Genomic DNA, 12,880 nt, shown 5'->3' on the forward strand with positions numbered 1-12,880 from the left:
AGCAGACTCTGTTTATAACGAATGCAGAAAGATCTGTGTCGTTTTATGCAACGGATGATAACTACTATTAATATATTTGTAGAGCATTGATTCGAGACAATGGTAATCCATTTATTTTTAACCTTAAAAAATTACTTATGAAAATTTTAAAAGCAACAACAGTCCTTTTCTGTCTTCTCTTTGTTTCTGTTATAACAAAAGCACAAAGCCAGGTCGATGAAATTGTAAAAGATTGGGAAAGAGCAAAAGCTTATACAAAAGAATACCTGGATGCAATGCCCGAATCAGGCTATGATTTGAAACCTACGGCTGAGATGCGTTCATTTGCAGAACAAATGTTGCACTTAACAGACGCGAATTACAGTTTTGCTTCTACTGTATCTGATGAGAAGGTTCCTGCAGACAAGGTTGGATTAGAAAAAACATCAGATAAATCGAAAGAGAATGTGACTAAGTTGGTTTTGGCAGGATATGATTTTGTTATAAATAGTGTGAAAAAAATGTCTCCGGGCAAATTTAATGAAAATACGAAATTGTTTGATCGTTTTGAAATGACAAAAGGCACTGCATTGGCTAAATGTTTTGAACATCAAACACATCATCGAGGACAGGCAACTGTATATTTAAGATTAGCAGGAGTAACGCCGCCACAGGAAAAACTATTTTAGTAAGTAAGACCTGATCTATTACTCCATAAAAGAAATTCATATTTTTGTGTATGGCGAAAGAATTAGAGAAGTTACGTATCGATAAGTATTTATGGGCAATACGACTATTTAAAACAAGAAGTCTGGCGACCGATGCTTGTAATGCAGGAAGGGTAAAGTTGAACGGACAAAATATCAAACCTGCCTATGCAGTAAAGATTGGTGAGACCTTTCAAATCCAGAAAGGTATCGAAAGAAAAACTATAAAGGTGATTGGTTTATTAAAACAGCGAGTAGACGCTAAAACTGCTGTACAGTTTTATGAAGATCTGACACCTGTAGAAGAAACTCAAGCTTATAAATCAGCTTTTCATGCGCCGGTATTACGACGAGATAGAGGAACCGGAAGACCAACGAAAAGGGATAGGAGAGAGATTGATAATTTAAGAGATGAATGGCAAGAAGAGTAGCTTATGGCAAAGCTACTCTTCTTTGAAGATATTTTATTTTTTCTCTTTCTTGTATTCAGCATTTAAACCGTCTACAACTTCTTTAGTAACTTCTAAGCTTTTATCAGCATACAATACTGTTGGGTTTGCAGTAGAGTAGGTAAGTACCAATTTATATCCTTTTTCAGCAGAAAACTTCTTAAGATATTCAGAGATTTTATTATAAAGTTTCTCGTTTTCTTGGGCTTCTTCCTGACCTAAAGAAGTACTTGCATTTTGATTAAGACGTCCAAGCTCTTCTTGTTTTCTAGCTAATCTTTCCTCTGTAGCAGCACGTTGCTCTGCGCTCATATTTCCTGCCGATCCTTGATACTCTGCAACTTCACGTTGAAAAGCATTGCCTTTGGCAGTTAAATCAGCTTGGGCCGCCTTAGTTTTGCTTTCGAACCTTGCAGTTACATCTTTGAAATATTCGTAGTTATGTAGAAGTGAGTCAGAATTTACATAAACAATTTCATTGATTGCATTATTGTTTGCCGACAAGCTGTCATTTGAAGAGGTACTGGTAACCGCACCTTTGTTGTTACATGATATTAGGGCTGTAGAAAATAAGACTGCTAAGCCTGCGTTAAAGAGTGTATTTTTCATTTCAATTTGATTACTATGATTGCAAAGATAAAATTTCCATGTTATTTCCCAACTATTTAAATCAATAGTCACCTACATTATTAAAAATAGGCCTAAATCAATCGATATAATGTGTTTTAGGTTCATTCAAATTGAAAAATAGCGTATTTTTTTCGTATTTTTGTGAATTGTAAAATCAATTTATGAACGAAGAAAATAAGAATAATTATTCAGCCGATAATATACAAGTTCTTGAAGGTTTAGAGGCTGTTCGTAAACGCCCATCCATGTACATTGGTGATACGGGTGTAAAGGGATTACATCATTTGGTATACGAAGTCGTTGATAACTCTATTGACGAAGCAATGGCTGGCTATTGTAATGATATAGCTGTTGTTATTCGTAAAGATAATTCCATATCAGTTGAAGATAACGGTAGAGGGATTCCTACAGGTATCAATAAAAAAGAGAATAAATCCGCTCTTGAAATGGTTATGACCATGCTTCATGCCGGTGGTAAATTTGATAAAGATACTTATAAGGTTTCCGGTGGATTGCACGGTGTTGGGGTTTCCTGTGTGAATGCTCTTTCTACCTTGCTTATTGCTGAAGTACATCGTGAAGGTAAGATTTTCAAACAAGAGTATGAGTGTGGCAAGCCAATGTATCCTGTTAAGATTATTGGTGAATCAGAACGTACAGGAACGAAGGTTACGTTTTATCCTGATACAAGCATATTTACATTAAATAATGTTTATAATTACGATACACTTGCTGGAAGGCTGCGTGAACTGGCATACTTAAATAAAGGTATCAAACTTTCTCTTACTGATGAGCGGGACGAACAAGAAGATGGTTCTTTCAGAAAGGAAGAGTTTTATTCTGAAGGCGGATTAAGCGAATTCGTTAAATACCTGGATGGTAACAGACATTCTTTGATTCCTCAGCCGATACACATTGATGGTGTTAAGCAAGGAGTTCCTGTTGAGCTTGCTTTGCAATATAATGACACCTATACGGAGAATGTTCATTCTTACGTTAATAATATTAATACCATTGAAGGCGGTACACACGTAGCTGGTTTTAGAAGAGGATTAACTCGTACATTAAAATCCTACGCAGAGAAATCAGGACTGCTTAAAAACCTTAAAATTGAAATAGCGGGTGATGACTTTAGAGAAGGTCTTACCGCTGTTATCTCAGTTAAAGTACAAGAGCCACAATTTGAAGGTCAAACAAAAACGAAGCTCGGAAACAACGAGGTAATGGGTGCCGTGGATGTGGCTGTAGGTGAGATTTTAGGAAATTACCTGGAAGAGAATCCGCGGGAGGCTAAGATCATTGTTAATAAAGTTATTTTGGCTGCAACTGCAAGAGCAGCTGCTCGGAAAGCACGTGATATGGTTCAACGCAAAAGCGTAATGAGCGGAAGCGGCTTGCCGGGTAAACTAGCAGATTGTGCAAATAATGACCCCGCTAAGTGTGAAATCTATTTAGTTGAGGGAGATTCGGCGGGTGGTACAGCTAAGCAGGGAAGAAATCGTGAATTTCAAGCAATTTTACCTTTAAGAGGTAAGATATTGAATGTAGAGAAGGCAATGGAACATAAGATCTATGAAAATGAAGAGATCAAGAATATGTTCACTGCATTAGGAGTTAGTATTGGTACTGAAGATGATGCTAAAGCTCTTAATCTTACAAAACTACGTTATCATAGAATCATTATCATGACGGATGCTGATGTGGATGGAGCCCACATTAATACGTTGATCCTGACTTTCTATTTCCGTTATATGAAGGAGCTTATTGAAAATGGATATTTATACATCGCCAATCCTCCATTATATATGGTGAAGAAAGGTAAGGAGTTTGAATATGCGTGGACTGAAGATCAACGTATTGCGGCTGTTCAACGTTTGAAAGGGTCTGGCAAGGAAGATAGCGTTGGTATTCAGAGATATAAAGGTCTTGGAGAGATGAATGCAGAGCAACTTTGGACAACAACGATGAACCCTGAAACCAGAACGTTACGTCAGGTAACCATTGATAATGCTGCTGAGAGTGATAGGATATTCTCCATGCTTATGGGAGATGAGGTAGCACCAAGAAGAGAGTTTATTGAACGGAATGCACGATATGCCCGAATAGACACCTAAACTTAACCTCCTTTAGCCTATTTTTATATCCCATTTAGATAGAATGAATTTTGTAGAAGAATTACGCTGGCGCGGCATGTTGCAAGACATCATGCCGGGCACAGAAGAGCAATTGAATAAAGAATTAACTGCCGGATATATCGGTTTTGACCCTACTGGAGACTCTTTACATGTAGGTCATTTAACACAAATCATGACATTGATTCACTTTCAGCGTGCAGGGCATAAGCCTGTGGCTTTGGTGGGTGGTGCAACAGGAATGGTTGGTGACCCTTCCGGTAAGTCGGCAGAAAGAAATTTATTAGACGAGAATACATTAAGACATAATGTAAGCTGTCTTCAAAATCAATTAAAGAAGTTTCTTGAGTTTGGGATCGAAAGAAACCAGGCTGAAATGGTGAATAATTACGATTGGTTTAAGAATTATGGCTTTCTAGACTTTATACGCGATGTAGGTAAGCATCTTACTGTGAACTATATGATGGCTAAAGATTCTGTGAAGAAGCGCCTAGAAAGTGAGAATGGAATTTCTTTTACCGAGTTTAGTTATCAATTAATTCAAGGCTATGATTTCTATCATCTTTGGAAGAATAATAACTGCCTTATTCAAATGGGAGGCTCAGATCAGTGGGGTAACATTGTTACGGGTACAGAACTGATTCGCAGAAAAGATGCGGGTACAGCATACGGTTTAACAACCAAGCTAATTAAGAAAACAGATGGAACCAAGTTTGGAAAAACTGAAGGTGGTGCTGTATGGTTGGATGCTGCAAAAACATCTCCTTTTAAATATTTCCAGTTCTGGTTAAACACCAGCGATGAAGATGCGAAAAACTGGATCAAAATATTCACCTTAAAATCGCAAGAAGAAATTGAAGCCATTATTAAGGAGCATGATTCAGCTCCTCATCAAAGACTCGTTCAAAGAGCATTGGCCGAAGATATTACCATTCGAACCCATAGTCAGGAAGCTTACGATACAGCGATAAAAACAACGGACTTTTTATTTGGTAATGGTTCTCTCGAGTTTTTAAATCAACTGAACGATACAGAGCTTCTGGAAGTTTTTGAAGGAGTACCTCAGTTCACAATTGCCAAAAACGAATTAAGCTCTGGAATCAATATCGTAGATTTACTTTCTGCCCATGCTGCTGTTTTTCCTTCTAAAGGCGAAGCCCGCAAGATGATTCAGGGAGGCGGGGTTTCAATCAATAAGCAAAAAATTGATGAGCCTGCTCAAATCATCAATACAGATCGTCTTCTTAATGGCAAGTACCTCGTTGCTCAGCGAGGCAAAAAGAATTACTTCCTGTTAATTGCTGAATAACTTTAAAAGAGTGGTGTTATTGGATCATTAAATTGCATCCACGAACATCACTCTGATCAAAGCGTCCTAACACTTCAAATTGTCCCTTTTTATTCATTCTGCCCAAATCCTGTGTAGATATAAAAGAACAAGAATTGATGTTCGCTAAATCTATTACATTAATACCTCCCGAGAATCCGGTATCTAGATAGCTGAAAGGGTCATTAATGTCTCTTATCAATATTTTCATCCAGGGCGGACAAGCAAATAGTCCACCACCCTTTGAGTAAGCTTGTGACAATAGTTCGGTCATTCCATATTCTGCATGAATGGAAGAAACTCCAAAACCTTCGCATAGAATTTCGTGTAGTTCCTGACGTATTATTTCTTTTCTTTTGCCTTTCATTCCTCCGGTTTCCATTACGATCAATTCAGGAAAATCAATTTGATATTGTTCTATAAAATCCAACAGAGCGTATGTTACCCCGAAAAGGATGGTTGGTGTTTTCTTTGCCTTTAAATTAATCAGGTTTTCGTGCAGTTCATCATGATTATATAAGAAGTAGCCGCTTTCAGGACAATTACTGTTTTTAATTAAATCGTCTACCATATAGATTAAAGACGAGCCAGTTCTTTCCAGATAAGAGGGGAGCAGCGCCAGTATTGCTACATCCTTTGTGTTTCCATAGGAAAGTTCAAAACACTTTCTAAAGCTCTTTTCATAGATCGATATATCGCTTACATAATGTTTGCTTGTTTGAGAACCGGTGGTGCCGGAACTGGAAAAAACCTGTTCAGTCGGTTCGCTTGTTGAAACTACTTGATGGGTTTTAAAAAATTCAATGGGTAGAAATGGGATATCCGAAATGGCTGTAATCTTTTCAGGTTTAATATTTAAAAAGTGAAGGTAGTGGTTGTAAACTTGGCATTCCTTTGCTTGCAGCCTGAAAATCTCTAAAGCAATATCAGTGAATGCTGATTCGGATTCTATAGAAAATAGTTTTCTTATATTCATGATTAATACCGCAAAGGTATCAATTATTGCTGAAAAACTTCCTTAACAGAAAGCCTGATACACCAGCAAAGCCAGCTGTTAAAGCACCAGGCAAAGCACTTATTAAAGCTACCAATAGCCAATTATAAGAGCCTGATGATAACCCTAACATTTCTCCCACCCGGTTAGAAAGGATGTGGTCATTTTGAAGACTCAAAAAGATACTCGTAAGTAACCAAAGGAAAAAGATAGCCAGAAATGAACTTAAAAAAGCAGATGTTGCTGAATCGGCTTTTAACCCGCAGCAAATAACTACGATTGGTATAATGATCCACCAAGGGAAAATTAGCTGGCCGATGAAGGATATTACAATAATGAGTAAAAAGAGAAACATACTTAATCTTTTGATTTTCTTAATTCGATTTGACTAATTATACCCTTTTGATTTAGATTGCTATCTTCAAGAAATAGTAATTCATTGAGCTCTCCTTTTTCCCAGGTAGAGATTTGATTGTCGTAGAATTTACTTCCCGGATTTCCTGATTGTCCGCCAGGTATTACTCCAAAAGCCTTAGGTTTATTGCCTAGTAAAACAATCATTCGCCAAGAAGGGCCATTGCTTTCACTCATGGCATTCACCGTATGTTTTGATCCGCCTACCTGCAATGCCTTTGATCCAAAGCCTCCAATATCAGCCAGATGTGGTACATGTGTCTTCTTAACTCTTCCCCATTCCCAATTGTTGAGGTTGCTGCCGTAGCTTTTTTCCAATTGTTTAATAGCATCCTTAAATGAAGCTTGAACGATATCCTCTCTTGTTAGTTTTGTTGAACCATTAAAAAACCAATGCGATGTTGGTTCATGCAATAATAGGTGAACCGTTCGGTCACGATTTGGGTAGCGCATTAGCACCTCACTACCGCCAAAATCATCCGTCCATATCATTCTGTTTAAGGTATTATACCAGGTTTCAAAGAGGCTGGCTGCTATCGAGTTTACTTCATAGCGACGATCCCAATTAGAAAGCAAATTTAGTGCTTTTGACTCTGTGGAGTTTAACCCTTTATCTGTTTGAATAATGTGCACCAAAGTGTCTAAAATATTCTCGGCCAAAATACTATAATTATCATTTTGTAAGGCTTCGAAGCTCTTTACATCAGCAGAATGCATGGCTTCTAATTGTGTATTTATCCGATGAGCACGCTCATAACTGCTAAATTCCCATCCAAGATAATAAGGGTAACTTTGGTCGACAGGCCATTGATTGGCAGAGCTTACATAACCTCTTTCCGGATTTTTAATCGTAGGGTTTTCTTCACTAGGTATCCTGTTTATCCATTGATCGGTTGAGTCATTTCCATCCAAAAGAAACTTACCTTGTCTTTTCTCCTTTAAAGGGAAAAGTCCGTTCGATGTAATGGAAATATCACCCTGTCTGTCTGCAAAAACAAAGTTCTGTGCAGGTGCAGAAAAGTAAACGAGCGCCTGTTTGTAGCCTTCATAATCTTTTGCTTTATTCAATTCGTAAAATGTTCTCAACTCGTTGGAGGGAAGGTGTGCTACCCATTTTAAGGCATAATCTACCGGTATATTATTGGCCATGCTAAAGTCTGCTGGTTTCTGATTTTTTGCATAGCTAACCGGTCCCTGACGAGTATAATATACCGTATCAAGAACAGATTTTTGTCTGCGGATTTTTATTTCCTCAATTCTGCGACTTGTTTTCTCCCATGTATTATTATACAAATATTCCTGATGCGTATCGTCTTTAAATTGAATTTTATACCAGTCTAACACATCCGAGCCAACATTGGTAACTCCCCAGGCAATGTTCTCATTAAATCCAATAATAACATTAGGAGCTCCGGGGATTGAAACACCGTATACATTTATTGCAGGTGCATGGAGTTGTATTTGATACCAAATAGAAGGAAGTGTTAGATCTAGATGCGGATCGTTAGCCAATATAGGGAAGCCCGTGCTAGATCGATTTCCGGCAATTGCCCAATTATTGCTGCCAATGTTTTCTTCTTTGATTGCCGTTAATAGGCGAGATGATAGAGGCCATTCTTCTTTTCTTGTAGCATCGTTTTTTAATGAAATAAGGGGCGATGGACTAATTAAAGGCTTTGGAGCCTTTAGATCAAAATCCCAAGGTGTTCCGACCGGAATAATTGGATCTTCTTTAAAGGGATAGTTTGGAAATAAATCATTAACAACCTCTTCTCCATATTTTGCCAAAATATTGTTCATAGCCAATTCATTGGTACCTCTGGCTAGGGTAGCCGACATTAATTTTAACAAAAGAGCAGAGTTTAAAGGAGTCCATTCCTCTGGCTCATAATTCAGAATTTTAAATTCAATGGGATATTCGCGGGGAGATAAATCTTTAATATATGCATTCACCCCATCAGAATAAGCTTCAATAATCAGCTTGCTTTTGGGGTCGTTCAAACTTTCTTTAAGCATGGCCTCTGCACCATAAACCATGCCCATTCGTCGTTGGTAACGATCCAGTTCCAGGGCTTTTTCTCCTACTACCTCAGAAAGCCTCCCTGCAGCATAACGCGTTTGGAAATCCATCTGCCATAGTCGGTTTTTAGCAGTAATATATCCCTGAGCAAAATAAAGGTCATGTTCATTCTGTGCAAATACGTGCGGAATTCCCTGTTCGTCTATTAAAATACGTACGCTATCCTGTAATTCGCTTTTAATTAAAGATTGGTTGATAATATCCTCTACGTCTTCAGCATTTTGCCAAAAACCTGTAAAGGGATTTAGGAACTTTCCAAGGGGAGGAACGTCTCCTATTTTTGAATTAAATAAGAAAGCAAGCCCAAACGTAATCGCAATAAAAGCAACCAATTTTATTAAGCGAGTTCCTTTCATTGCGATTATGTTGTTATAGGTTAATTGATATTATAAGCGTTTACCGCCCGCTTCATTAATCTCTTGTTGTTCTTTTAATTTATCTACGTTGTTTTTTTCACCAAAGTTTTCTGTTTTATCAGAGAAACCATTTAACAATTCATTAATTGAATCAAAATTATCAGCTGTACGTTGATGTATATCAGATAATACCTTTGTCAGGTTCTTATCGTTTAAATCAAAATTATCAACTTCTAGTCTCCCAACTTTTTCAATGATTGCCTGCTGACTGTTTTTCAAATCCTGCATCTGTCGGACAATCTTTTCCATCAACTCAAACTTCTTCAACTTATCCATAATTTTTCTTTTTGATTGATTATCAATATATTAAATAATAGTGAATAAAACAACCCTTGAAAGAAAATGTTTGGTTTCTTTACAGAAAGCGGATAAAAATAATTCAGTTTACATCAATATAGCGTAAACCCGATAATTAATAAATTACACTCTTAGCGATAGGAGCTTAGAAACATATTTTCCGATGATATCAAATTCAAGATTTACTTCGCTTCCAACAACAATATCTTTAAAGTTTGTATGCTCCAGTGTGTACGGAATAATGGCAACCGTAAATTCATTTATGCCTGAATTAAAAACTGTAAGGCTTACACCATTTATACAAATTGAACCCTTCTCAACCGTAATATTACCAATGGAAGCGTCGTATTGAAAGGAAAACAACCAGCTTCCGTTTTCGTCTTTCCTTGATACGCAAGTCGCTTTTTGATCTACATGGCCTTGAACAATGTGGCCATCCAATCTGCCACCTACGGCAGTACAGCGCTCTAAATTCACCATGTCGCCAACTTTAATCTGTCCAAGTGTGCTTTTAAGCAAGGTTTCATTAATCGCAGTAACGCTATGTTCATCCTCATTTATAGCAGTTACGGTCAGACAAACGCCATTATGAGAAATACTTTGATCTACCTTCAGTTCATTTGAAATAGAAGACTTGATCTTTAAATTAAGATTGCTTCCTTCTTGAGTCAATCCGGTGACCGTTCCGATGGTTTCTATTATTCCGGTAAACATATATTATTTTAATTAACCCTGTTCCTCTTCCAATTAGAAGATACGGTTTTTGTTACAGTTAATGATTCTTGTAATTCTTTTGAGAAAATATGATTCGCAATTATTGCAGCCACCTCATCTTCCTCACTATTAACAGGAAGTGTAGTTTGGGTATTAAAATGTGAATCAACGAAGTTGGTTGTATAGCTGCCGTCTTGAAAGACTGGGTGGTTCATTACGAACTTGCCAAAGGCCAATGTGCTTTCTATACCGGTAATCTGATACTCATCAATAGCCCGTTTCATTCGCTGTATGGCTTCATCCCGCGTGTCGGCCCATACAATTAATTTAGCGATCATCGGATCGTAATAGACCGATATTTCCATGCCTGCCTGATACGCATTATCTACCCGCACCCCTGGGCCTTCAGGAAGCTTATAGGTCTTTAAAATGCCGCTATCAGGAAAGAAATTATTCGATGGATCTTCTGCATAAATTCTTAATTCGATGGCATGTCCATGAATGCTTAAGTCTTCCTGCTTTAATGCCAATACTTCACCTCGGGCAATTTTAATTTGCTCTTTCACCAAATCTACTCCGGTAATCATTTCTGTAATCGGATGTTCAACCTGCAAACGTGTATTCATTTCCAGAAAATAGAAATTTAAGTCTGCATCCATTATAAACTCGACTGTCCCTGCACCTACATAATTACAAGACCGCGCTACGTTAATGGCACATGCGCCCATTTCCTCACGTATTTTAGCATTCAAGGTAGGTGTAGGAGCCTCTTCAACAACCTTTTGATGTCTTCTTTGAATAGAACATTCGCGCTCAAACAGATGGATCACATTTCCATGCTCATCTGCTAAAACCTGAATCTCAATATGCTTAGGTGAAGTTATATAACGTTCTAAAAATACAGAATCATCGCCAAAGGCCGATTTAGCTTCGGATATTGCCGATTTCAGTTCTTCCTTAAAGTCCTCTTTCGATTTTACAATACGCATTCCTTTTCCACCACCACCTGCTGCTGCTTTAATTAAAATAGGGAATCCGATTTCTTCAGCCTGAATCTTCGCCTCCTCAATATCTCTTATAGGTTCCTTTGTTCCTTTAATCATGGGGATATTGTAGCGCAATGCCGCATCTTTGGCAGATAATTTATTGCCCATAATCTCCATAGCTTCAGGAGAGGGCCCAATTAACGTGATACCTGCCTCTTGTAAAGCCTTGGCAAAGGCCGGATTTTCTGATAGAAAACCATAGCCGGGATGAACTGCATCTGCTTGAGTTGCTTGACAGGCACTGATAATATTCTCAATATTTAAATAGGATAGGTTAGAGGCAGCCTCACCAATATAGATAGCTTCATCAGCATACTGTACATGCAGAGCCAGGCGGTCGGCAGCCGAGAAAACAGCAACGGTCGCAATTCCCATTTCACGTGCAGATCGCATAATCCGAATAGCAATTTCGCCGCGGTTCGCAACTAATATCTTTTTCATAATAATGTTATTATAAAGAAGTTCTTTTTTTAATGATATTTAATTCAACTACTGCGAATATGCAGACATCTTCGGGTGCTTGTAAATTACAATCATTTACAAATTTAACAAATTGATCCAACTATAATTAAATTACTTCTTTTAAGTAAAAAGGAAATAAGTTGTGACTAATTGTAAAAAGTACACACTATTTCTTAACTTTAAATTCCTGCTTAAAACTGCGTTTATAGAGCACAAAGGGCGATTATGGAAGATGCGTTCAATATCGTGGAAAAAATAAATTGATAAAAATTTGTAAAAAATAATGAAAGCCGTATTTTGCGAAAGAATTAACCATAATTTAACGACAAATACAGAAATTTATTTTAATAAAACTTATATATGATCATTATTGCTGACGGCGGTTCTACAAAAACTAATTGGTGCCTTATAGATGGTTCAGGAAGAAATATCTATTTTAATACAGAAGGATATAATCCCTATTTTGTAAGTAGCGAATATATTCAAAGTTCTCTAAAAAAAGGACTACCGGATGATCTAGCGTTAGATCAAATCACGGAAGTTTACTACTATGGCGCCGGTGTTCATAATGTAGAAAAAGCAGAAGTTATTAAAGACGCATTTGCACTTTTCTTCAAGAACGCCAAGATCTCTATTGGTCATGATCTTTTAGCCGCTGCACGTGCCTTATTGGGTACTGAAAGTGGTTTTGCGGCTATTCTTGGTACGGGAACAAATACTTGCCTATACGATGGAAATGATATTACATTAAACATTGATTCTGCTGCCTATATTTTAGGTGATGAGGGAAGTGGCTGCTATATCGGCAAGAAATTACTAACTGATTATGTTCGTGGCTTAATGCCTGCCAATGTTCGCGAAGAATTTTGGAATACTTACAAGCTTACGCCTGATGAAGTAATGGACCGGGTTTATACCAAACCTTTAGCGAATCGTTTCTGTGCAAGCTTTAGCAAATTTGTTTACGATAACAACGTTAATATAGCATACTCTCGAAATATTGTTAAAACTTCATTTGTTGACTTTTTCACTAATTTAGTTTCTAAGTATCCTAACTATAAAGATTATTCTTTCAACTGCATTGGTTCTGTAGGTTATAACTTTAGAAATGTTCTGGAAGAAACGGCTGGAGAGTTCGGAATGAAAATAGGTAAAATCATTCGTTCTCCGATAGATGATTTAGTGAAGTTTCATCAAAGTAAAAAATAAACAGCTTTTTTAATGGCTTGAAAA

General features: G+C 37.4%; 12 protein-coding genes. 5 read left to right on the forward strand and 7 right to left on the reverse strand.

What is annotated here, in order from left to right; translation table 11 throughout:
- Window positions 1–137 precede the first annotated feature (137 nt).
- Window positions 138–668, forward strand: a complete 531-nt coding sequence (locus VL047_RS02955) for a DinB family protein (protein ID WP_325358352.1) — start codon at window positions 138–140, stop codon at window positions 666–668.
- Window positions 669–718: 50 nt separating this feature from the next.
- Window positions 719–1,117 carry an RNA-binding S4 domain-containing protein gene (locus VL047_RS02960; protein WP_325358354.1) on the forward strand — a complete coding sequence of 133 codons (399 nt, stop codon included), beginning with the start codon at window positions 719–721 and terminating at the stop codon, window positions 1,115–1,117.
- A 33-nt stretch (window positions 1,118–1,150) separates the two neighbouring features.
- Here the strand turns inward: VL047_RS02960 and VL047_RS02965 are convergent, their stop codons facing one another.
- On the reverse strand, window positions 1,151–1,744 hold the full coding sequence (locus VL047_RS02965) for an OmpH family outer membrane protein (protein ID WP_325358356.1): 594 nt from the start codon (window positions 1,742–1,744) through the stop codon (window positions 1,151–1,153).
- A 182-nt stretch (window positions 1,745–1,926) separates the two neighbouring features.
- Here VL047_RS02965 and gyrB point away from each other — a divergent pair, with 182 nt between their 5' ends.
- A complete protein-coding gene (gene gyrB / locus VL047_RS02970; protein ID WP_325358358.1) occupies window positions 1,927–3,879 on the forward strand; it encodes a DNA topoisomerase (ATP-hydrolyzing) subunit B in 1,953 nt (650 codons plus the stop codon).
- A 43-nt stretch (window positions 3,880–3,922) separates the two neighbouring features.
- Window positions 3,923–5,206 carry a tyrosine--tRNA ligase gene (tyrS, locus tag VL047_RS02975; RefSeq protein WP_325358360.1) on the forward strand — a complete coding sequence of 428 codons (1,284 nt, stop codon included), beginning with the start codon at window positions 3,923–3,925 and terminating at the stop codon, window positions 5,204–5,206.
- Between the two features lie 16 nt (window positions 5,207–5,222).
- Here the strand turns inward: tyrS and VL047_RS02980 are convergent, their stop codons facing one another.
- The 6 genes from VL047_RS02980 to accC all read right to left on the reverse strand — a co-directional run bounded on the left by VL047_RS02980 (window position 5,223) and on the right by accC (window position 11,626).
- Entirely contained in the window at window positions 5,223–6,200 is a 978-nt protein-coding gene (locus VL047_RS02980) for an acyl transferase (RefSeq protein ID WP_325358362.1), read from the reverse strand.
- 19 nt (window positions 6,201–6,219) lie between these two features.
- Window positions 6,220–6,573, reverse strand: coding sequence for a hypothetical protein (locus tag VL047_RS02985; RefSeq protein ID WP_325358364.1), 354 nt, complete (start codon window positions 6,571–6,573; stop codon window positions 6,220–6,222).
- Window positions 6,574–6,575: 2 nt separating this feature from the next.
- Window positions 6,576–9,068 carry a penicillin acylase family protein gene (locus tag VL047_RS02990; RefSeq protein ID WP_325358366.1) on the reverse strand — a complete coding sequence of 831 codons (2,493 nt, stop codon included), beginning with the start codon at window positions 9,066–9,068 and terminating at the stop codon, window positions 6,576–6,578.
- Between the two features lie 30 nt (window positions 9,069–9,098).
- The gene (locus VL047_RS02995) at window positions 9,099–9,404 is read right to left on the reverse strand and encodes a hypothetical protein (RefSeq protein ID WP_325358368.1); all 306 of its coding nucleotides are present in this window, start codon (window positions 9,402–9,404) and stop codon (window positions 9,099–9,101) included.
- A 144-nt stretch (window positions 9,405–9,548) separates the two neighbouring features.
- Window positions 9,549–10,139: a riboflavin synthase gene (locus tag VL047_RS03000; protein WP_325358370.1), complete on the reverse strand. Its 591-nt coding sequence runs from the start codon at window positions 10,137–10,139 to the stop codon at window positions 9,549–9,551.
- Window positions 10,140–10,147: 8 nt separating this feature from the next.
- On the reverse strand, window positions 10,148–11,626 hold the full coding sequence (gene accC / locus VL047_RS03005; RefSeq protein ID WP_325358372.1) for an acetyl-CoA carboxylase biotin carboxylase subunit: 1,479 nt from the start codon (window positions 11,624–11,626) through the stop codon (window positions 10,148–10,150).
- Window positions 11,627–12,007: 381 nt separating this feature from the next.
- Here accC and VL047_RS03010 point away from each other — a divergent pair, with 381 nt between their 5' ends.
- Entirely contained in the window at window positions 12,008–12,856 is an 849-nt protein-coding gene (locus VL047_RS03010) for an N-acetylglucosamine kinase (protein ID WP_325358374.1), read from the forward strand.
- The last annotated feature ends 24 nt before the right edge of the window (window positions 12,857–12,880 follow it).

It is taken from the genome of Albibacterium sp., assembly GCF_035514885.1.
Classification (GTDB): Bacteria; Bacteroidota; Bacteroidia; order Sphingobacteriales; family Sphingobacteriaceae; genus Albibacterium.